Genomic DNA, 20,290 nt, shown 5'->3' with positions numbered 1-20,290 from the left:
TAGGAAAGCTTATAATAAATGCAAACTGACTTAGATTATTCAAAATACGTTATCTTGGTTGATGAAAATGACCAAGAATTAGGTTTGATGGAGAAAATAGAAGCGCATGAAAAAGCGCTGCTTCATCGTGCTTTTTCTGTTTTTATTTATAATGATAATGGTGAACTGATGCTTCAGCAACGCGCTTTAGGTAAATATCATACACCAGGTTTATGGACTAATACATGTTGTAGTCATCAAATAAAAGGTGAAACAAACATTGAAGCAGGAAAGCGTCGTTTGCAAGAAGAAATGGGCTTTACAACAAACCTAGAAGAAACGAGTTCTTTTATCTATAAAGCACCATTTGATAATGGTTTAACTGAGCATGAATACGATTACATGATGGTTGGTTATTATAATAACACGCCTGATGTTAACCCAGAAGAAGTCAATGATTGGAAATGGATTTCATTGGATGATTTGAAATTAGATATTGAAAAAAATCCGAATAATTATACAGCTTGGTTCAGAATTATTTTCGAAAAACATTATCAACACATGAATCTTAAATAAATGCCAAAAGTAACTGTACATCGTAAAGCACATTTTAATGCTGCGCATCGCTTGCATCGCGATGATTGGGATGATGCTAAAAATAAAGAAATTTTTGGAAAATGTAATAATCCAAATTTCCATGGTCATAACTACAAGTTAATTGTTTCTGTCACAGGAGAAATTGATCCTGAAACAGGCTACGTGATTGATTTAAAGATTTTAAAAGACATTATTAAGTCTAAAGTTGAAGATGATTTTGACCATAAAAATCTTAACATAGAAGTTGAAGATTTTAAAAATCTAAATCCAACAGTAGAAAATATATCAGTTGTTATTTATAATAGAATTAAAGCTCACCTTGATCCTAAACTAAAGTTGGAAATAACACTTTACGAAACACCGAGGAACTTTGTAACCTATAAAGCTTAAACTATGGCACTTAAAAGAGGAGATATCATTCCAAACTTTTCATTAAAAGATCAAAATAATGAAGAATTTGATAGTTCTTCTATCATTGGTCAAAAACCAGTTATTATTTATTTTTATCCTAAAAATTTCACTCCTGGTTGTACTAAAGAGGCATGTCAATTTAGAGATACTTATCAAGATTTTCAAGATTATGGAGCAGAAGTGATAGGTATAAGTAATGATAGTCAAAAATCTCATCAAAAATTTGCCCAAAAGCATGAGTTACCTTTCATACTTCTTTCTGATTCTCAAAATAAAGTTAGGAAGAAGTTTGGTGTCAAAAAATCACTTTTAGGAATGGTTCCTGGTCGTGAAACTTTTGTCGTTGATAAAAATGGTCAACTTATTTATAGGTTTAATAGTCTTGATGCTTCTAAACACATGAAAAAAGCTTTAAAAGTTATTAAAGATCTCTAAATGAATACATCTAAACTTGGTTTCATAAAATTTAAACCCATTTTAAAAGATAAAATTTGGGGCGGTCAAAAACTAATAAATCAACTTGGCAAGAAAAGCAGTTCTGATCAAGTTGGTGAAAGTTGGGAAATTAGCGAAGTCCCTGAAAGCGTTTCTGTCGTTGCAGAAGGAAATTTTAAAAATTCAAGTCTGTCGGAACTCATTAAGCGATTTCCTTTAGGTATGCTTGGTCAAAAATCGGTTGATAAATTCGGGTATCAATTTCCTATTCTTTTTAAGTTCATCGATGCAGCAGAGCGTCTTTCAGTTCAATTACATCCGGACGATGAGATTGCAAATAAAAGACATCAGTCTTTTGGAAAAACCGAAATGTGGTACATTATTGATGCAGATGAAGAGTCTTTTATTATTGCAGATTTCTCAGAAAAACTTACGCCTGAATCTTATCAAAAATATTTAAATGAAGGCACTTTAGTTGATCACCTTCAACATATTAAAGTTAAAAGCGGTGATGTTTTTTATATTAAACCAGGTCTTGTTCATGCAATAGGTGAAGGAGTTCTTTTGGCTGAAATCCAACAAACTTCAGATATTACTTATCGTATTTATGATTGGATGCGTCAAGATAAAAATGGAAATTACCGTGATTTACATACAGATTTAGCTATAGATGCAATTGATTTTAATGTTGATTATAGCTATCGAGTTGACTATCGAAAGGAGCAAAAAGGTGTTCAGGAATTGTTATACACAGATTATTTTAGAACAGATTATATCCACATTTCTAAAAATCAAAACTTACAGATCGAAACTCATCAAAAATTTATGGTCTTGATGTGTGTTGAAGGTCAAGTTGAGTTGAAAACCGATAATGAATCTTGTATTTTAAAAAAAGGAGAAACAATTTTTGTTCCTGCTATACTTGATGAAGTCATACTGACTACTCTTAAAGATTCTCGTTTACTCAAGGTAACGATTTAATCAAAAAAATGCCGTACTTTTGTCAAAAATGAAAATATGGCAAGTGTAAGAAACTTAAAAAAAGACTTGAATAATACTTACGGAGCAATCATTGATGGTGCTCTTATTCATCAGGTCTCAGCTCCAAAAGAAGATCAAAATAAATCAGAAGCTTTAATTGAAGATGTGATTACTGATTTCGATCAAATTATTTTAGAGATTAACAAGAAAGATGTTGAGAACAGATCTAAACATTTAAGATCAGTTAATCATAAAATGGAGGAAAATGCAAATCAATTTATTGAGCGTTTAAACTCTCTATAAAAAGATTAATTTTTTTGATGAAAGCTGTTTGATAAGCGAAATTAACCTGAACTATGTTTAGATGTTTTGTTTCTTAAACAGCTTTTTTAATTAAGCATTGTAATACCTGCTTGTCCAAATTGCCGAATTAAAGTTCTTTCCTTTTGCAAATCCGTAGTAAAGTGCAACGCCAAGAATCCACTTAAACATAAAGATAAAGAGAATAAAAGATTCTAAACCTGCATTTTCTTTATTCATAAAAAAACCTTGAGGTAATAAATATGTTACAAGTAGAGAAATTATAAATGCCGTAAAAATAAAATTTTCTAAATTTATTAATGGCCACATTTTGATTTTGCGAAAAGGACTTAAATCATTTCCCCATTTATGAATCAAGTAATAATAACCATTTCCAATTGGTGCAAATAATAAAGGATCATCAGCATTGGCTAGTTTGAATAATTTCGATGGAGCCATGATTTTAAATCCACTTAAAAGCGTTTCATGCGTTTTTTCTAAATCTTTGATATTTTGGATTGCTTTATAAGGTAAATCAGCCTTGAACAAGTGACTGTCTAAAAATCTTAATCTGTAAGAAACACATATTTTTTTGATGTCATCAATATGATAAATCCGATTTGTTTCTAAAGCATCAATATTAAAATTATTAGATGAATGCTTATTTGATGAAGAAGCAGTTCTTTTTAAAACCTTTTGATCTTGTTCATCAACATTTTTAAAAATCTCATTAATTTCAGATAGTAATTCCTTTTCTGTGACTGATTTGCTTCGCTGCTTATTGAGTACAGTTTCTAAATTTGTTGGCTTAAACTTCATATCTTCAATGCTATAACGAGCATAAATTTATAAAGTATCCTAGATATTATCAACCTGTATTTAGTTTTTAACATAAAATAACTTTAGTTGAACTGATAAATATCATTGTAACTTTCAAAATCAGTTTATCTAAAAATTACTTTTGAGGCTTCATTCTGACAAAATTATAAACAGCTTTTCCTTCAGCTAATAGAGTTTTTTGAGAATCGTTTTCAAGATAAGCCTTCATTTTAGTAACCAAAATACGACTTCCTAATCTCTGAGTTTCATCTTCAACAATGATGGCTTCAGCATGAGCAGGTCGTAAATAATCAACTCTGATGTCTATTGTAGACATTTTGTCTTCCAGAGATGTTAAATGTGTCACGCCAACAATACCGCCAACAGAATCCATAATTGTAGTGATAATTCCGCCGTGCCAACGTTGTGTACGAACATCTCCGACAACCTCTGGTCTAAAAGGAACTTTGACTTTTGCATAGTCTTTCTTGATTTCTAGCAGTTCCAGTCCTAGGAATTTATGAATAGGAATGAGTTTTCAATCATATTCTTGACAAAATCGTCGGTCAGATCTATAGCTTATCTTAAACTTGCATTTAATTGACTTTCAAATTGCTTTTGCAACTTGGTCATTATTTTATCAACTTGTTTGTCCGTCAAAGTTTTATGGTCATCTCTGAATTTAAAACTCACTGCATAACTCTTTTTACCATCTGGTAATTTATCGCCTTTGTAAACATCAAACAAATCAACATTTTTAAGTAATTTCTTATCGGTTTTTAAAGCGATTTTTTCAATTTCATTAAATGAAATATGTTCATCAACTAACAAAGCAAAATCTCTTTGTGTCGAAGGAAATTTTGATATCTTTTGACCTACAAAACTTGTATTTTTTATAAATTCTAGAACTAAATCCCAGTCAATATCTGCGTAAAGAACATTTTGGTCAATGTCAAACTCTGAAAGAATTTGAGAATTTACACGCCCAAATTCAGCGATTTTTTTCTTTTTGAAATTAATTGAGAGTCCTTCTGAAATGGTTTGAGTTTCTTTATCAGTAAACTTAATTTCAGATAAACCCAAACTTGTAAAAAGCGAAACTAAAATTCCTTTTAAATAAAAGAAATCAGCATTTTTTTCTGTGTTTAGCCAAGAATTGCTTGTTCGTTTTCCTGTGATTAAAAGACTTAAATGTTTTTTCTCAACAAAATCTTGGTTGTATTTATGATATGTTTTTCCGAATTCAAAAAACTTTAAATCTTGATTATTTCTGTTGATGTTGTATGCCAAAGATTCTAAACCTGAAAAAAGTAGAGATTGACGCATGACTGCTAAATCATGACTAAGTGGGTTGAGCATTTCTACGTTATTCTTAGCCTCAAGTTGGCTGTCTAATTCTGCATAATCTTTTTTGGTTAAAGAGTTTGCCATTGTTTCATAGAAACCCTGAGAAATCAGTTGATTAGCAATTCTATTTTGAATCTTGTAATCATCAAACTTAGATGATTTAGAAACTGACACATTAAATTTACTATCTATATCAATATTGTTGTAACCATAAACTCTCAATATTTCTTCAATGACATCTACTTCTCTTTGAACATCTACGCGATAAGCAGGAATCACCAAACCTAAACCGCTTTCAGTGACATTCTTGACTTTGATATCAAGAGAGGATAAGATTGATTTGATTTTATCAGTATCAATTTTTTCTCCTATCAATTTATTGATTCTTTCAAAACTTAGAAAAACTTGAAAATCTTCTATTTTTTTAGGATAAAAATCATCGGCATCACTACTTACTTTTCCACCAGATATTTCTTCAATTAAGATAGCAGCTCTTCTTAAGGCATATTTTGTAATATCAGGATCAATACCTCTTTCATATCTAAAAGAGGCATCAGTATTAAGTCCGTGACGTTTCGCTGTTTTTCTTATACTAACAGAATCAAAATATGCACTTTCTAAGAAAATCGATGTTGTGTTATCTTTAATACCAGAATTCAAGCCACCGAAAACACCAGCAATACATAGTGGTTTTTCAGCATCACAAATCATTAAATCTTCTTCATGAAGTTCTCTTTCAACTCCATCAAGTGTGATAAATTTCGTTCCTTTATCGGCAGTTTTGACATTTATCTTCTGGTCTTTTATAAAATCAGCATTAAAAGCATGTAAAGGTTGACCAAGTTCATGCATCACATAATTCGTTGCATCAACGATATTATTCATGGGTTTAATACCAATTGCTTTCAAACGATTTTGAAGCCATTCAGGTGAGCTTTTCACTGTAATATTAGAAATCGTTAGGCTGCAATATCTAGGTGCTAACTCAGGATTTTCAACATTAACACTTATTTTTTTACTTCTGTTTTCAACATGAAAATTACTGACGGATGGCGTAACAATAGCGTTTTTTTTGTCCTGCTGAATCAATCCAGCTCTTAAGTCTCTAGCAACTCCCCAATGGCTCATTGCATCAGCTCTGTTAGGTGTTAGGCCAATCTCGATTATTTTATCATTCTCAACTTCAAAAATATCTGATAGAGGTGTTCCTGCTTTTAAATCTTCGGCAAGAACCATTATTCCGTCACTTGCATCCCCGAGACCGATTTCGCTTTCGGAACAAATCATTCCAAAACTTGCTTCACCTCTAAGCTTTCCTTTTTTGATTTCCCATGCTTCACCATCATTATATAAAGTGGTTCCTACTGTTGCAACAGGCACGTTTTGGCCTTTTGCAATATTGGGAGCGCCACAAACGATCTGGACAACTTCATCACCAATATTGACTTTTGTCAATTTAAGTCTGTCAGCGTTAGGGTGTTGTTCACATGATTCTACATGGCCAACAACAATTCCTTTTAAACCACCTTTTATGGATTCAAAATCTGTAAGGCCTTCAACTTCAAGTCCTAAATCAGTTAAAATGACATTAACTTCTTCAACGTCAAGGTCAGTGTTTATAAATTGCTTAAGCCAATTGTAAGATATTTTCATAGTCTAAAGTCTAAAGAGGCGCAAAGATAAGAAACCCTTCAAGCCTTCGAAATATTAAGTTGAGTTTTATCAAAAAAAAATCGTCCTTATAAAGATAAAGACGATTCAGAAAATAAATGTCTTTTTATTTAGTCTTTAAAAACTGGTAATATTTTAGAAGAAACTTCTCCAAAACCAATTCTGACTTCATGATTTTGACAATGTGCTCGCATGATGACGGTATCATTGTCTTCTATGAATTTACGCTCTTCACCATTATTTAATTTTAGAGGTTTTGTTCCTCCCCAACTTAATTCTAGCATTGAGCCGTAAGAATCTGGCGTTGGACCTGAAATCGTTCCACTAGCCATCATATCTCCGCTGTTAACAGGGCAACCATTGACTGTGTGATGTGCTAATTGTTGACACATATTCCAATACATATATTTGAAATTAGAATTTGAAATAACCGTTTCCTCAGAATTCTCTGGTTTTAAAGCAACTTGAAGATTGATGTCATAACTCTTTTTTCCTGTAGTACGTAAGTATGGTAGAAGCTCTTTTTCAGGTTTAGGACCTTCTGCTTTAAAAGGTTCAAGTGCATCTAAAGTGACAATCCATGGTGAAATAGACGAGCCAAAACTTTTCCCTAAAAATGGACCTAGTGGCACGTATTCCCATTTTTGAATATCTCGAGCACTCCAATCATTAAAAATGACCATTCCGAAAATATATTCTTCAGCTTCCTCAATTTTAATAGGCTCACCCAAATGGTTGGCAGCTGTTGTTATAAAAGCCATTTCTAACTCAAAATCTAAACGTCTTGAAGGGCCAAATATAGGTGTATCAGCTCCTTTTGGGAGTTTTTGACCTTGTGGTCTATGTAAAGGAATTCCACTAGGAACAATTGAGGAGCTTCTTCCGTGGTACCCAACAGGAATGTGCATCCAGTTTGGCAGTAGAGCATTATCAGGATCTCTAAACATTTTCCCAATGTTGGTTGCATGCTCTTTACTTGAGTAAAAATCGGTGTAATCACCAACCTCTACTGGCATTTGCATTTCGATTTCGTCAAGTGTAAAAAGAATTGTCTTTCTATCTTTTTCGTTATTTTTTAATTTGTCATTATTTTTATCAAAAATCTCAGCAATTCTATTTCTGACACTGCGCCATGTTTTTCTTCCGTCAGCAATGAAATCATTTAATGTATCTTGTAAAAAGATATCGTCAGTTAGAGGAATACCTTCAAAATAGCCTAATTGATGTAATGCGCCTAAGTCGATGGCATAATCACCGATTCTTGTTCCTATTGTAATAATATCGTCTCTGGTTAAAAAAACGCCAAATGGAATATTCTGAATTGGAAAATCAGTGTTTTCTGGTATATCTAACCAAGTTTCCCGATTTGGATTATTCGCTTCTAATGACATATTGATATATTTTTAATGATTACTATTCAGTTAAGTTTTTTCAAATATATTCTTTTCTGTTTATTAAGAGAATGATTTTACTATTTTTGGAATAAATTAATGTTTATATAATTATGAAAGATAAAGAAATCTTCAATCTTATAGAGGATGAACGTCTACGTCAGCAAAATGGTCTTGAACTCATTGCAAGTGAAAATTTTGTATCAGATGATGTTTTAGCTGCTGCAGGATCAGTGTTAACAAATAAATATGCCGAAGGCTATCCGAACAAGCGTTATTATGGCGGTTGCGAGGTTGTTGATAAAGTAGAAAATTTAGCGATCGATCGTTTAAAAGAACTTTTCGGTGCTGCTTATGCTAATGTTCAGCCACATTCAGGTTCTCAGGCAAATACTGCTGTTTTTTCAGCATGTTTAAATCCTGGTGATAAAATTTTAGGCTTTGATTTGTCTCACGGTGGACATTTAACGCATGGCTCGCCAGTTAACTTCTCAGGAAAACTTTATAATCCTGTTTTTTATGGTGTTGATAAAGAAACAGGAAGAATCGATTATGATCACGTACGTGAAGTTGCTAAAAGAGAAAAACCAAAATTAATCATTGCAGGTGCTTCAGCGTATTCTAGAGAAATAGATTATAAAATTTTTAGATCTATCGCTGATGAAGTTGATGCGCTTTTAGTGGCTGATATGGCTCATCCAGCTGGTTTAATTGCTAAAGGTTTATTGCAAAGTCCAATTAAACATTGTCATATTGTGACTTCAACGACGCATAAAACCATTAGAGGTCCGAGAGGTGGCATCATATTGATGGGTGAAAATTTCGAGAATCCTTTTGGACAAAAATTCAAAAGTGGTAAGCTTAAGAAAATGTCAACAATTTTAGATAGCAGTGTTTTTCCAGGAAATCAAGGAGGGCCTTTAGAGCATATTATTGCTGCTAAAGCAGTCGCTTTTGGTGAGGCTTTAACTGACGATTTTTTAACCTACCAAAAACAGGTTGTCAAAAATGCTAAGAAAATGGCTAAACTCTTTTTTGCAAAAGATTATGGCGTTATTTCAGGAGGAACAGATAATCATATGATGTTGATCGATTTAAGAAATAAAAATATCACAGGTAAAGATGCTGAAAATGCTTTAAACAAAGCAGGAATAACTGTCAACAAAAACATGGTACCTTTTGATACAGAATCACCTTTTGTGACTTCAGGTATTCGTATTGGTACGCCAGCAATTACGACGCGTGGCTTAAAAGAAGAAGATATGTCGCCAATTGTTGATTTAATAGATGATGTGTTGATGAATTACTCTGATGAAAAACATTTAAAAGCTGTGAAAGAAAAAGTTCACACTATGATGACTAATAAACCATTATTCACTTTATAAATATCTTATGAAAAAAATCACTTTGATTTTATTTTTAATGGTCGCGAGCATTGCTTTTGCTCAAGATCAAAAAACTGAATACGAGAAAGATGCTATCGAACTTGTAAAATTGTCAAACAATTCTGTTGAAGTTGCATTAGAGCCAATCTATAGCACTTTGGAAGAGACAAAACGTGAAGAATTTAAAAAAGAAATTCAACCGGTTTTAGAGAATATGTATCAAAAATTTTCTAAAATGTATATGGAAGAGTTTTCTCATGAAGACATCAAAGGAATTTTGAAGTTTTATGACTCAGAACTCGGTAAGAAATTATTAGATGGTCAAGCTGAAGTTATGAAAAAGTCTATGGCTATAGGTCAAGAATTCTCAATGGAAGTCATGCCAATTTACCAAAAGTACATGCAAAATTAATTGAGCATCATCAAATTGATATGAAAGCTGTGTTGAAAGTCAAATTTTAGCACAGCTTTTTTAATAAACCTGTTTGATTTCTTTTAAATCAAATGATTGAGAAGTATGATCGTTAAATTTTACATTCAGGAAACCGTTATTTTCAATTGATTTAATCATTCCTTTTTTTTGTTGACCATTTTTAAATTCAAAAATTTGTTCTTCTCGATAACCATAAAGGTTCTTGTAATATTCATATAAAGAGCCTTCAAAATCTTTCTGAATAAGTTTTTTATAAAGAACTTCAATTTCGACATTTAAGCGCTGAAAAACTTCATCAATATCAAATTCTTTCTGGCAAATTAATGATAGGGAAGAGGCTTGAGGTAAATTATGAAAAGATTTTTGGTTAAGATTGAGTCCGATACCTATAATGCTACTCGATATTTTTTGAGCTGTGAAAGTATTTTCGATAAGTATGCCAGCGATTTTCTTTTGACATGACAAGATGTCGTTTGGCCATTTGATCTTTAAATCAGGAACTTTTAAATTTTCTAAACATTTTTTGAGAGCTAAAGAAACGAGCATACTCATCTTGAAGTTGTCTTTTGGCTCTAGGTTAATTTGAGGTAGTAAGTAACTGGTGATAAGGTTTTTATTATCCTCAGTTTGCCAAGAAGTTCCCATTTGTCCTCGCCCTTGTGTTTGACACAAAGCTCTAACAGCAATAATGCCTTTATCGTTAGTAGATTTACCAAGCGATTTTAAATACAAATTCGTTGATTCAGTGGCATTGATTTTGATTATTTTCATTGAAATAATTTAAGTTGAATAATCTTTTGTTAACAAGGATTATAAAACATTTAAAAAGGTTATTTTTGCTCACAAAATTAAAAAATATAGCAAGCATTGAATAATAATAACACAGATTTATTAATAACTAACATTATAGCTGGAATTGAAGATTTAAAAGGTCAAGATATCAGTATTATAGATTTAAGAGAGATTGAAAACACTGTTTGTGACTATTTCATCGTCTGTTCTGGAACTTCAAACACTCAGGTTGACGCCATCACAAATTCTATTCAGAAAAAAGTAAGTCGAGCGCTCAAAGACAAACCTTGGCACGTTGAGGGACAGGAAAACTCACAATGGGTTTTGATGGATTACGTTCATGTTGTCGTTCATATCTTTCAGCGTCAAACAAGAGAATATTACGATATTGAGAATCTTTGGGGAGATGCTAAAATCACCCAGATTGAAACAAATTATTAAAAAATATAGTTATTTCTTTATATGAAAAAACAAACTAAAAATACAAATGGCTCTCCAAAGGGAAACCCAAAAAAGCCAAAATTTAATTCGTATTGGATTTACATAGGAATTATACTTATTTTCCTAGGTGTTCAATTTTTTGGAGGCTCAAGTTTTTCAGAAGCAGCAAAAACAAGTCCAGCAGAATTTGAGGAGTTCTTAGCTAATGGAGATGTTGATAAGGTTGTCATTATTAAAAATTCTCGAATTGCAGAAGTTTATTTAACCGACGAGGCGAAAGCGAAAGCGGTTCATGAAAAGTCTGTAGGACAAAATGTTTTTCCAGGGCAAGAAGCGCCCAATTACACATTTGAGTTTGGAGATTTACAAAATTTTGAGAATACAATAGAGAAAGTCAAAAAAGAAAACAACCAGAATACAAAGGTCGTTTTTGATACAAGAACAAACTTCTGGGGTGATATTTTAATCGGATTGTTACCATTTATTTTAATCATAGGGATTTGGATATTCATTATGAAGCGTATGAGTGGCGGCGGCGCTGGCGGAGGCGGCGGCCAATTGTTCAATATCGGTAAATCAAAAGCTAAACTTTTCGATGAGAAAAAAGATATTAAAACATCTTTTAAAGATGTAGCTGGTTTAGAAGGAGCAAAAGAAGAAGTTCAAGAAATTGTTGATTTTCTAAAAAAACCAGAAAAATACACAAGTTTAGGAGGGAAGATTCCTAAGGGAGCTTTACTTGTTGGACCTCCTGGCACTGGTAAAACTTTGTTAGCAAAAGCTGTTGCTGGAGAGGCGAATGTTCCGTTTTTCTCTTTATCAGGATCAGATTTTGTTGAAATGTTTGTCGGTGTAGGTGCTTCAAGAGTTAGAGATCTTTTTAAGCAAGCGAAAGACAAATCGCCTTCAATTATTTTTATTGATGAAATTGATGCGATTGGACGTTCAAGAGGTAAAAATAATATGTCGGGTTCTAATGATGAACGAGAAAATACATTAAACCAACTCTTGACTGAAATGGATGGATTTGGAACAAATACAAATGTCATAGTTTTAGCAGCAACAAACAGAGCTGATGTTTTAGATAAGGCTTTAATGAGAGCGGGGCGTTTTGATAGACAAATCTATGTTGATTTACCTGATTTAAATGAAAGAAAAGAAATTTTCGAAGTCCATTTAAGACCACTTAAAAAGGTTGCAGATGAGTTAGACACAGACTTCTTAGCTAAACAAACACCAGGTTTTTCAGGAGCTGATATTGCTAATGTTTGTAATGAAGCAGCTTTAGTTGCAGCTAGAAAAGGGCACATAGCAGTTGGTCGTCAAGATTTCTTAGATGCTGTTGATAGAATTATCGGCGGTTTAGAAAAGAAAAATAAAATCATGACTCTTGAGGAGAAAAAAGCAATTGCTTATCATGAGGCTGGTCATGCTACAGTGAGCTGGATGTTAGAGCATGCAGCACCATTAGTTAAGGTAACAATTGTGCCTAGAGGTCAATCTTTAGGAGCTGCTTGGTATTTGCCGGAGGAGCGACTCATCGTACGTACAGAGCAAATGCTTGACGAGATGTGCGCAACTATGGGCGGAAGAGCTGCTGAAAAAGTTATTTTTGACAAAATTTCAACAGGTGCTTTAAGTGATTTGGAGAAAGTGACTAAGCAAGCTAGAGCAATGGTAACTATTTATGGCTTAAACGAGAAAGTTGGAAATTTAACCTATTATGATTCTTCAGGTCAAGAGTATAGTTTTACAAAACCATATTCAGAAAAAACGTCTGAAATTATAGATAAAGAAATTTCAAATATTATTGAAACGCAATATCAAAGAGCAATAAAATTACTTGAAGATAATAAAGATAAATTGATTGAATTAGCTGAAAAGCTTCTTGAAACAGAAGTTATCTTTAAAGATGATTTAGAAACGATTTTTGGTAAGCGTCCTTTCGAAAAGCCAGAGATGGCAAAACGTAATTTAAGTCAATCAAAAGATAAGAAAGAATCTGACAAATCAAATCTTGCTAAACCAGATGATGTTGAAAAGGAAGCTCCTTCACCGTCACCTACTTCAGATTCAGATACTGAAAAAAGTTCGAATTCATAATAAAAACTTAAAGTATCATTATTTGTGCTTTTATAGAAAAATCTTGACTGATAATAATTATTAAGTCAAGATTTTTTTTATATTTTCGTAAAAAAGCCCCATTACATGAGTATCCTATGAACTTTATCAAAAAGATTTTTGGTTTAGAAAGAAAAAAAGAATCTGAGGAAGAGGAGAGAGGTAAATTTATGCCTGAACCTGATTATCCTATAGATGAATTATTTGTGCATAATTTTAGAGATAATGGTGGCAAATTTATTTATTGTGAAAATGAAGATGAACTTCAACAGGCTTTTAATGATGTTTTAGGGGAGAATCATTGGGAAGAAAAATTAGCATATTATTATTGCTCTGAAACAGCTAAAAGATTTGAAGCCCATAATATTCGCTTTACGAATCAGCCTCAAGATGCCCAGTTTTTTATTACTAACTGTGAATATCTTATTGCAAACACAGGGGCAATTCTAATCAGTTCAAAGCAAATAGGTGATAAGAGACTTGAAGATATTCCTTACGATTTTATTGTTGTTGCTAAGACAAGTGAACTTTTAGAAACAATTGGTGAAGGTTTACAACAAATGAAATCTAAATATAAAAACAGCATTCCGAGTAATATTACAACCTTAAAAACTTTTGAAAATAAAAATCAATCTGATTTTTTAAGTTACGGAAGTACAACGAAAAACTTATATTTGCTGCTGCTAGAAGATTTGTAGTCAATGAATGAACTAATTAAGCGTTCCATTACAGGAATTTTATATGTCGCTGTTATTGTTTCCACAGCTTTTTTTAACCATTATGCCTTTATTGCTTTTTTTGCTTTAGTAGGTTTAATTTGTTTAAAGGAACTGCAGGAATTACTCGATTTTAAAAATTACCTTTCTTATTTTGTGTTAATTATACTTCTTGTTCTTTTTAACAGTGTTGAATACAATCAAGCAATTATTGTTGCTTTAATGGCTATTACATTAATTGTCAAATTTTTTCTTTTGAGAGACCTCTATAAATCCAATACGATTAACCTTTTTACAAGCAAAAAACATTTAATTACATTGTTTTATCTTGTTCCATCCATCGTTTTTATCACGCTAATTCCAGTGTTTAATGGAGATTACAAACCTCAGATTTTAATAGGAATGTTTATTATGATATGGTGTAATGATTCTTTCGCTTATCTGGTTGGTAAAAACTTCGGAAAGAATAAATTATTTGAAAGTATATCACCTAAGAAAACAATCGAAGGCTTCATTGGAGGTTTAGTTTTTTCCGTTGTTTCAGCTTTTTTTCTGGAGCATTATTTTGGAATTTTAGATATTTATACTTGGATTGTCATGTCTATTATTGTCTCAATTTTTGGAACGCTTGGTGACCTTGTTCAGTCAAAATTTAAACGTCGTGCAGATGTGAAAGATAGTGGGACAATTATGCCAGGTCACGGCGGAATTTTTGATCGAATGGATAGTATGCTTTTTTCGAGTACCTTTGTTTATTTATTTTTAATAATTGTTGATTATGTTTCATAAAGAAGGGCAAAAAATCCTTTTAGGTTCATTGATTGGTTTTATACTTATCATTTTATTAGCAAACAATTTTGTTACAAATGAAATTGTGCGTTACAGTATTTTCGGAGCTTGTTTAATTTTATTTATCCTAGTTGCACAATTTTTTAGAAATCCTAAAAGAGGTGGCAAGCATGACGAACACGCCATTGTTTCTCCTGTTGATGGTAAAGTTGTTGCAATTGAAGAAGTTTTTGAACCTGAGTTTTTTAATGATAAAAGATTGTTGATCTCTGTCTTTATGTCACCAATTAACGTGCATGTGACGCGATATCCTGTGAGTGGCGAAATCGTTTATAGTAAATATCATCCTGGTAAATATCTTGTCGCTTGGCATCCTAAATCTAGTGAGCTTAACGAAAGAACAACTGTCGTTGTAAAAACTCAGAAGTTTGGTGATATTATGTTTAGACAAATTGCAGGAGCTCTTGCGAGAAGAATTGTGAACTATGCTGAAAAAGGCCATGAGGCTAAGCAAGGGCGTGATAGTGGATTTATTAAATTTGGATCACGTGTTGATGTTTACCTACCTTTGCAAACCGATGTTAAAGTAAAAATAGGTGACAAGGTGAAAGGAGCTGAGAGCCTTATTGCAGAATTATAAATCGTTTTTTATGTCTTTAGACTTAGATTCCTTAAACGATAAATCTCTTGAAGATTTATTTCAGAAAGCTTATAAAATGGTAAGTGAAACCACTTATGTTTTTAAGCAAGACACGTTGTTATTATTTTACTCTTATTATAAGCAAGCGACACTTGAAAATCATACGATTCGTATTACAAATGTACCAGTTAGTGGAGATGAATTAGTTAATGCTTTTAAGGCAAACGCCTTATTTCAAGTCAGACATTTAAATAGAAAAGAAGCCAAAAAGCATTACATCCTTTTGGCTTCTGAATATCTAGATTTCGTTTAAAGTTTATAAACTTTCCAAACTTTTATTAATCGTCAAAATTTTAGCTTCTGCGTCAGCTTTCTTTTGTTTCTCAATATTGATAACTTTCTCTGGTGCATTTTCTACAAACCTTGTGTTAGAAAGTTTTTTATCAACTGATTTTAAGAAACCTTGTAAGTAATTCAGTTCTTCATTCAGTTTCTTCTTTTCAGCTTCAACATCAATTGAGCCCGCAACGGGGATAAAATATTCATTGGCTTTAACTCTAAAGCTTAAACAGCCTTCAACTTGACTTTGAACATAATCTAAATCATTAATATTTCCCATTTTTTTAATGAGAACATCATAGGCTTTACTAGCGTTTTCGTTATTATGGATATGTAAATCAATTGGATTCTTAAAAGCAATATTTTTCTGTTTACGAATGTTTCTGATACCAGAAATAACATCTTGAACGAAAGAAAATTCCTTTATTACCTTTTGATCAATTTGTTGTGATTTAGGCCATTGAGAAACAATCAAGGCCTCGCTTCCTGTTCGATCATCGATTTGGTGCCACAACTCTTCAGTGATAAATGGCATAAAAGGATGTAGAATCTTCAAATTATCTTCAAATAGTTTAATGGCTTGATCTCTTGTTTGTTGATCGACGGGTTTACCATACTCAGGTTTAATCATTTCTAAAAACCAAGAACAGAAATCATCCCATACGAGTTTGTAACTTGTCATTAAAGCATCAGAAATTCTGTACTTTTCAAAATGATCTTCAATATGGTTTAAAGCTTCCTGAAATTTATTTGAATACCATTGAATCGCAATTGAAGAGGAAAGAGGTTGATCAATTTCCTTATCAATCTTCAACGAGTTGATTAACTTGAAAGCATTCCAGATTTTATTACTAAAGCCTTTTCCTTGTTGACAAAGAGATTCATCGAACAGAAGATCATTTCCAGCAGCATTACTTAACAATAATCCAACGCGAACACCATCCGCACTATATTGATCAATTAGATTGAGTGCATCAGGTGAATTGCCCAATGATTTAGACATTTTCTGTCTGTTTTTATCTCTCACTAAACCTGTCAAGTATATGTTATCAAAAGGTTTTTGGCCTGTATATTCATAACCAGCCATTACCATTCTAGCAACCCAGAAAAATAAAATATCTGGACCGGTGACTAAGTCCTTGGTTGGATAGTAATAATTAAATTCTTTATTATCAGGTTTTCTGATGCCATCAAAAACACTCATTGGCCATAACCAAGATGAAAACCAAGTGTCAAGAACATCTTCATCTTGACGAAGGTCGTTTAACTTTAAGTTATTGTTATCGCTTTCTTTTTTAGCTTTTTCAAGTGCTTCTTCTTTTGTTTTTGCAACAACAAACTTGTCTTTTCCTTCTCCATAATAGAAAGCAGGAATACGATGTCCCCACCATAATTGTCTTGAGATATTCCAATCCCTTACATTCTCAAGCCAGTGTTTATAAGTGTTTTCAAATTTAGAAGGATAAAGTTTAATCTCTTTAGTTTCTAAAACTGATTTTAAAGCTGGTTGTGCAAGTTCTTTCATTTTTAAGAACCATTGATCTGATAATCTTGGTTCAATCACAGCTTTAGTTCTTTCAGATAAACCAACTTTATTTGTGTAGTTTTCTGTTTTCTCAAGGAAATTATTTTCTTTAAGAGCTTTCACAAATTGTTTGCGAGCTTCAAAACGGTCAAGCCCTTTGTAGTCTAGCCCATGATGATTAAGCGTAGCATCTTCATTGAAAATATCAATAATCTCCAAATTGTGTTTGTCGCCTAATACTTTATCGTTTTCATCATGAGCAGGTGTGATTTTTAAACAACCCGTCCCAAATTCCATGTCGACATAAGTATCTTCAATAATCGGAATCGTTCTGTTAACGATTGGTACAATGACTTCTTTTCCTTTTAAATGGCTGAAACGCTCATCTTCAGGGTTGATACAAATGGCTGTATCTCCAAAAATTGTTTCTGGACGTGTTGTTGCAATCGTTATTTTTTCATCAGAATCTTTAATGTTGTAGTTGACATAATAAAGTAATCCTTGTTTTTCTTCATAGACTACCTCTTCGTCAGAAAGTGTTGTTTTAGCCTCAGGATCCCAATTGACCATTCTGAAACCTCTATAAATTAGACCTTTTTCATGTAAATCGATAAAAGTGTCAATCACAGATTCATACATGTCATCGTCTAAAGTAAATTTCGTACGATCCCAATCACATGAAGCACCAAGTTTTTGTAGTTGATTTAAAATTCGACCACCATATTCTTCTGTCCAATCCCAAGCATGTTTCAGAAATTCATCTCTGCTTAAATCATTTTTAGATTTACCTTCAGCTTTTAATTTCGCGACAACTTTTGCTTCAGTAGCAATTGAAGCGTGATCTGTCCCTGGCACCCAACAAGCATTGTATCCCTTTAAACGCGCACGACGAATCAAAACATCTTGTATGGTGTTATTCATCATGTGTCCCATATGTAAAATTCCTGTGACATTTGGTGGAGGAATTACAATTGTGTATGATTCTCGCTCATCTGGCTCTGAATGGAAATAACCTTGGCTCAGCCAATATTTATACCATTTTTCTTCTGTTTCTTTGGGATTATATGTCAAACTCATGGAAATTTTATATTCAATTTTATGAAAGCCAAAAATAGAGAATACCTGATTAATCTTAAAGCCTTTTAGCAGTAAGATTATTTGATTTTTGTTTAGAACGGAATTTTTGTATTTTTATATAAATTTCCAATGATGAAAAAACAATTACTCTACGCATTTATTTTATTGAGTTCTTCGGCATTTATACAAGCACAAGATCTTGGTGAGTTAAGTTTTGAAACCAAAAGCATCTCATTAGGAGAAATTCCATTTAATAAAGATACTTTAGCAACTTACCGTTTTGAAAATACAGGGAATCGAGAAGTTGAAATTAAACATATCACAATTACAGGTGATTGCAAAATTGTATATAAGCCTACAAAAGCAATTCAACCTGGCGAAAAGTCAAAGATTGTTGTCAAGTATGACACATCAATTGCTGGACCTATTCGAAAGACAATCAGTATTCACTCTGACGCGTCTCAGCCTAATGTCGCTTTAAAACTTACTGGTAAAGTTCTTCCAAAGAATTGATTAAGAATATCTTAAATTAAGATTTATTAACTTAAGCAACTGACTCTTTATCATTTAATTAAAATAAAATCACTGATATCTTTTTATATTAGAGATAAATCAAATTTTAATTTTAAAAACTTATAAAATGGAAAAGAGAATAGCAATTTTAGCGACAGATGGATTTGAAGAAAGTGAATTGAGTTCACCTAAAAAAGCGATGGAAGATGAAGGTTTTAAAGTTGATATCGTTAGTATAAAATCTGGTGAAATTAAAAGTTGGAGTGACGGAAACTGGTCTACCTCGTACAAAGTTGATAAAACAATTGATAGTGTTAATGCAAAACAATATAATGCACTAATGTTACCTGGTGGTGTTATCAATCCTGATATCTTAAGAATTAATGAAGATGTTTTAATATTTATCAGAGATTTCTTCAAGCAAAGCAAACCAGTTGCGGCTATTTGTCATGGACCATGGACACTCATCAATGCAGATGTGGTAAAAAGAAGAACGATGACATCTTATGCTTCAATTAGAAAGGATTTAGAAAATGCTGGTGCGCTCTGGGTAGATAAAGAGGTTGTTGTTGATGAAGCACTTGTAACAAGCCGAACACCTAAAGATTTAAAAGCCTTTAACGCAAAATTAATTGAAGAAATTAAAGAAGGTAAGCATGATTTACAACATGCTTAAAACAATTTATAAATAAATTTTAAAGCCGATTTAAAAAATTAAATCGGCTTTTTTATGCTTTATTATTGAGATTTTACGCTACCTCCAGAGGACTTTGAAATCTTGATTTGATCAGGTGTGTTCAAATATTTAATAGAGCTTCCACTGCTAGCTTTAGCGTCTAAACTCTTTAAAGGAAAAAGCTTTTGACTCGATCCAGATGAAGCTGAGGCAATTATCTTTTTAACATTCAAGTCAGCTGCATTAATTTCTGATCCGCTTGAAGTTGATGATTTTAATATAGTTGCTGAACCATTTAATTTTATACTTGAACCGCTTGAAGCTTCAGCTGTAATTGATTTTCCATTTATTTTAGCTGTTACTCTTGAACCGCTAGAAGCATCAATTTCCAATTTGTTACTTTGTATTTGTAAGTCAGCTGTAGAACTAGATGAAGTCTCTATACTCAAAGATTTTGTTCTGACTTTAAGTTTGAGTTTTGAAGCGCTAGAAAGATCAATGTCTAATTGATCTAGACTCACTTCATCATCAGCACTTAAATTTGCAGTTGCACTTAAGTCAATGGACTCAAGATGCTGTGTATAGTGAATCTCAATTGTTTTTTGATCAACTTCTCCAATTTGTTCTTGAAAGCTAATCTTAAACATATTTTTATCAGTTGTGATCTCGCTTAAATCAATAATATTCTGATGAGTTTTGATAATAACTTTACTTGTCGAGCTTTTAATCAATTTAACTTCCCAAGAATTGCTGATATCAATTTCTTCGAGCTGATTAATCGCTATTTCTTTTGAAATAACAGGACCTGCACCATCTATTTTTTCGTTACCTGTTATTTTTGAAACAGTTTGACAGCTGAATAAACTGAATGCAAGAACTGCATATAAAGCATATTTTAAAATTTGAATCATA

General features: G+C 32.4%; 22 protein-coding genes. 15 read left to right on the top strand and 7 right to left on the bottom strand.

The annotated features are described in order from the left end of the window. Positions 1-18: 18 nt before the first annotated feature. From idi to BLV84_RS02575, 5 genes are read left to right on the top strand one after another with little or no spacing between them, the layout of a single operon-like run. Complete coding sequence (idi, locus tag BLV84_RS02595) at positions 19-555, top strand: isopentenyl-diphosphate Delta-isomerase (RefSeq protein ID WP_093239109.1); 537 nt, start codon at positions 19-21, stop codon at positions 553-555. Further along, the gene (locus BLV84_RS02590) at positions 556-966 is read left to right on the top strand and encodes a 6-pyruvoyl trahydropterin synthase family protein (protein ID WP_093239107.1); all 411 of its coding nucleotides are present in this window, start codon (positions 556-558) and stop codon (positions 964-966) included. Between the two features lie 3 nt (positions 967-969). Beyond that, on the top strand, positions 970-1,422 hold the full coding sequence (locus BLV84_RS02585) for a peroxiredoxin (RefSeq protein WP_093239104.1): 453 nt from the start codon (positions 970-972) through the stop codon (positions 1,420-1,422). Continuing rightward, positions 1,423-2,403, top strand: coding sequence for a type I phosphomannose isomerase catalytic subunit (locus tag BLV84_RS02580; protein WP_093239101.1), 981 nt, complete (start codon positions 1,423-1,425; stop codon positions 2,401-2,403). It begins immediately after the preceding gene. Between the two features lie 36 nt (positions 2,404-2,439). Continuing rightward, a complete protein-coding gene (locus BLV84_RS02575) occupies positions 2,440-2,706 on the top strand; it encodes a hypothetical protein (RefSeq protein WP_093239098.1) in 267 nt (88 codons plus the stop codon). A 90-nt stretch (positions 2,707-2,796) separates the two neighbouring features. On the opposite strand, the gene BLV84_RS02570 is transcribed toward BLV84_RS02575, so the two are convergent. From BLV84_RS02570 to fahA, 4 genes are all read right to left on the bottom strand, one after another. Next, positions 2,797-3,522 (bottom strand): hypothetical protein, encoded by a 726-nt coding sequence (locus tag BLV84_RS02570; RefSeq protein ID WP_093239095.1) that lies wholly within the window; start codon positions 3,520-3,522, stop codon positions 2,797-2,799. A 136-nt stretch (positions 3,523-3,658) separates the two neighbouring features. After that, complete coding sequence (locus BLV84_RS02565; RefSeq protein WP_234953089.1) at positions 3,659-4,015, bottom strand: hotdog fold thioesterase; 357 nt, start codon at positions 4,013-4,015, stop codon at positions 3,659-3,661. An 86-nt stretch (positions 4,016-4,101) separates the two neighbouring features. Continuing rightward, complete coding sequence (gene pheT / locus BLV84_RS02560) at positions 4,102-6,522, bottom strand: phenylalanine--tRNA ligase subunit beta (protein ID WP_093239092.1); 2,421 nt, start codon at positions 6,520-6,522, stop codon at positions 4,102-4,104. Positions 6,523-6,650: 128 nt separating this feature from the next. Further along, the gene (gene fahA, locus BLV84_RS02555; protein ID WP_093239089.1) at positions 6,651-7,931 is read right to left on the bottom strand and encodes a fumarylacetoacetase; all 1,281 of its coding nucleotides are present in this window, start codon (positions 7,929-7,931) and stop codon (positions 6,651-6,653) included. 113 nt (positions 7,932-8,044) lie between these two features. Here fahA and glyA point away from each other — a divergent pair, with 113 nt between their 5' ends. Together glyA and BLV84_RS02545 are read left to right on the top strand one after the other, a co-directional pair. Beyond that, positions 8,045-9,316 (top strand): serine hydroxymethyltransferase, encoded by a 1,272-nt coding sequence (glyA, locus tag BLV84_RS02550; protein ID WP_093239086.1) that lies wholly within the window; start codon positions 8,045-8,047, stop codon positions 9,314-9,316. A 7-nt stretch (positions 9,317-9,323) separates the two neighbouring features. Next, the gene (locus tag BLV84_RS02545) at positions 9,324-9,728 is read left to right on the top strand and encodes a DUF2059 domain-containing protein (protein ID WP_093239083.1); all 405 of its coding nucleotides are present in this window, start codon (positions 9,324-9,326) and stop codon (positions 9,726-9,728) included. Positions 9,729-9,788: 60 nt separating this feature from the next. On the opposite strand, the gene BLV84_RS02540 is transcribed toward BLV84_RS02545, so the two are convergent. Beyond that, the gene (locus BLV84_RS02540) at positions 9,789-10,520 is read right to left on the bottom strand and encodes a biotin--[acetyl-CoA-carboxylase] ligase (RefSeq protein ID WP_093239080.1); all 732 of its coding nucleotides are present in this window, start codon (positions 10,518-10,520) and stop codon (positions 9,789-9,791) included. Positions 10,521-10,616: 96 nt separating this feature from the next. Here BLV84_RS02540 and rsfS point away from each other — a divergent pair, with 96 nt between their 5' ends. The 6 genes from rsfS (at position 10,617) to BLV84_RS02510 (ending at position 15,561) form a co-directional block, all read left to right on the top strand. Beyond that, on the top strand, positions 10,617-10,982 hold the full coding sequence (gene rsfS, locus BLV84_RS02535) for a ribosome silencing factor (RefSeq protein WP_093239077.1): 366 nt from the start codon (positions 10,617-10,619) through the stop codon (positions 10,980-10,982). 21 nt (positions 10,983-11,003) lie between these two features. Then, positions 11,004-13,085 carry an ATP-dependent zinc metalloprotease FtsH gene (gene ftsH / locus BLV84_RS02530; RefSeq protein WP_093239074.1) on the top strand — a complete coding sequence of 694 codons (2,082 nt, stop codon included), beginning with the start codon at positions 11,004-11,006 and terminating at the stop codon, positions 13,083-13,085. A gap of 116 nt (positions 13,086-13,201) precedes the next feature. After that, a complete protein-coding gene (locus tag BLV84_RS02525; protein ID WP_093239071.1) occupies positions 13,202-13,801 on the top strand; it encodes an LUD domain-containing protein in 600 nt (199 codons plus the stop codon). A 3-nt stretch (positions 13,802-13,804) separates the two neighbouring features. Further along, positions 13,805-14,608 (top strand): phosphatidate cytidylyltransferase, encoded by an 804-nt coding sequence (locus tag BLV84_RS02520; RefSeq protein WP_093239068.1) that lies wholly within the window; start codon positions 13,805-13,807, stop codon positions 14,606-14,608. After that, positions 14,598-15,248, top strand: coding sequence for a phosphatidylserine decarboxylase family protein (locus BLV84_RS02515; RefSeq protein WP_093239065.1), 651 nt, complete (start codon positions 14,598-14,600; stop codon positions 15,246-15,248). Before BLV84_RS02520 ends, BLV84_RS02515 begins: the two co-directional genes overlap by 11 nt. Positions 15,249-15,258: 10 nt before the next feature. Next, on the top strand, positions 15,259-15,561 hold the full coding sequence (locus BLV84_RS02510) for an acyl-CoA-binding protein (RefSeq protein WP_093239062.1): 303 nt from the start codon (positions 15,259-15,261) through the stop codon (positions 15,559-15,561). Positions 15,562-15,564: 3 nt separating this feature from the next. Here the strand turns inward: BLV84_RS02510 and BLV84_RS02505 are convergent, their stop codons facing one another. Next, positions 15,565-18,195 carry a valine--tRNA ligase gene (locus BLV84_RS02505; protein WP_093239059.1) on the bottom strand — a complete coding sequence of 877 codons (2,631 nt, stop codon included), beginning with the start codon at positions 18,193-18,195 and terminating at the stop codon, positions 15,565-15,567. Between the two features lie 126 nt (positions 18,196-18,321). Between BLV84_RS02505 and BLV84_RS02500 the strand changes: the two genes are divergently transcribed. Together BLV84_RS02500 and BLV84_RS02495 are read left to right on the top strand one after the other, a co-directional pair. Next, positions 18,322-18,702, top strand: a complete 381-nt coding sequence (locus BLV84_RS02500; protein ID WP_159429382.1) for a DUF1573 domain-containing protein — start codon at positions 18,322-18,324, stop codon at positions 18,700-18,702. A 127-nt stretch (positions 18,703-18,829) separates the two neighbouring features. Beyond that, positions 18,830-19,378: a type 1 glutamine amidotransferase domain-containing protein gene (locus BLV84_RS02495; RefSeq protein ID WP_093239053.1), complete on the top strand. Its 549-nt coding sequence runs from the start codon at positions 18,830-18,832 to the stop codon at positions 19,376-19,378. 62 nt (positions 19,379-19,440) lie between these two features. Here the strand turns inward: BLV84_RS02495 and BLV84_RS02490 are convergent, their stop codons facing one another. Further along, entirely contained in the window at positions 19,441-20,289 is an 849-nt protein-coding gene (locus BLV84_RS02490) for a GIN domain-containing protein (protein ID WP_093239050.1), read from the bottom strand. Position 20,290: the final 1 nt, after the last annotated feature.

This window comes from Psychroflexus halocasei, assembly GCF_900107595.1.
In the GTDB taxonomy this organism is placed as follows: Bacteria; Bacteroidota; Bacteroidia; order Flavobacteriales; family Flavobacteriaceae; genus Psychroflexus; species Psychroflexus halocasei.
The sequence above is the reverse complement of the archived record's forward strand: the minus strand, read 5'-3'. Positions and strand labels throughout refer to the sequence as shown.

What these genes read in the sequence shown, in the direction of transcription:
- idi (WP_093239109.1), top strand. Translation starts at nt 19, where the DNA reads ATGCAAACTGACTTAGATTATTCAAAATACGTTATCTTGGTTGATGAA.
- BLV84_RS02545 (WP_093239083.1), top strand. Translation starts at nt 9,324, where the DNA reads ATGAAAAAAATCACTTTGATTTTATTTTTAATGGTCGCGAGCATTGCT.
- BLV84_RS02525 (WP_093239071.1), top strand. Translation starts at nt 13,202, where the DNA reads ATGAACTTTATCAAAAAGATTTTTGGTTTAGAAAGAAAAAAAGAATCT.
- BLV84_RS02585 (WP_093239104.1), top strand. Translation starts at nt 970, where the DNA reads ATGGCACTTAAAAGAGGAGATATCATTCCAAACTTTTCATTAAAAGAT.
- BLV84_RS02520 (WP_093239068.1), top strand. Translation starts at nt 13,805, where the DNA reads ATGAATGAACTAATTAAGCGTTCCATTACAGGAATTTTATATGTCGCT.
- BLV84_RS02580 (WP_093239101.1), top strand. Translation starts at nt 1,423, where the DNA reads ATGAATACATCTAAACTTGGTTTCATAAAATTTAAACCCATTTTAAAA.
- BLV84_RS02540 (WP_093239080.1), bottom strand. Translation starts at nt 10,520, where the DNA reads ATGAAAATAATCAAAATCAATGCCACTGAATCAACGAATTTGTATTTA.
- BLV84_RS02510 (WP_093239062.1), top strand. Translation starts at nt 15,259, where the DNA reads ATGTCTTTAGACTTAGATTCCTTAAACGATAAATCTCTTGAAGATTTA.
- fahA (WP_093239089.1), bottom strand. Translation starts at nt 7,931, where the DNA reads ATGTCATTAGAAGCGAATAATCCAAATCGGGAAACTTGGTTAGATATA.
- BLV84_RS02515 (WP_093239065.1), top strand. Translation starts at nt 14,598, where the DNA reads ATGTTTCATAAAGAAGGGCAAAAAATCCTTTTAGGTTCATTGATTGGT.
- BLV84_RS02575 (WP_093239098.1), top strand. Translation starts at nt 2,440, where the DNA reads ATGGCAAGTGTAAGAAACTTAAAAAAAGACTTGAATAATACTTACGGA.
- BLV84_RS02590 (WP_093239107.1), top strand. Translation starts at nt 556, where the DNA reads ATGCCAAAAGTAACTGTACATCGTAAAGCACATTTTAATGCTGCGCAT.
- BLV84_RS02570 (WP_093239095.1), bottom strand. Translation starts at nt 3,522, where the DNA reads ATGAAGTTTAAGCCAACAAATTTAGAAACTGTACTCAATAAGCAGCGA.
- glyA (WP_093239086.1), top strand. Translation starts at nt 8,045, where the DNA reads ATGAAAGATAAAGAAATCTTCAATCTTATAGAGGATGAACGTCTACGT.
- BLV84_RS02495 (WP_093239053.1), top strand. Translation starts at nt 18,830, where the DNA reads ATGGAAAAGAGAATAGCAATTTTAGCGACAGATGGATTTGAAGAAAGT.
- BLV84_RS02500 (WP_159429382.1), top strand. Translation starts at nt 18,322, where the DNA reads ATGAAAAAACAATTACTCTACGCATTTATTTTATTGAGTTCTTCGGCA.
- pheT (WP_093239092.1), bottom strand. Translation starts at nt 6,522, where the DNA reads ATGAAAATATCTTACAATTGGCTTAAGCAATTTATAAACACTGACCTT.
- BLV84_RS02490 (WP_093239050.1), bottom strand. Translation starts at nt 20,289, where the DNA reads ATGATTCAAATTTTAAAATATGCTTTATATGCAGTTCTTGCATTCAGT.
- ftsH (WP_093239074.1), top strand. Translation starts at nt 11,004, where the DNA reads ATGAAAAAACAAACTAAAAATACAAATGGCTCTCCAAAGGGAAACCCA.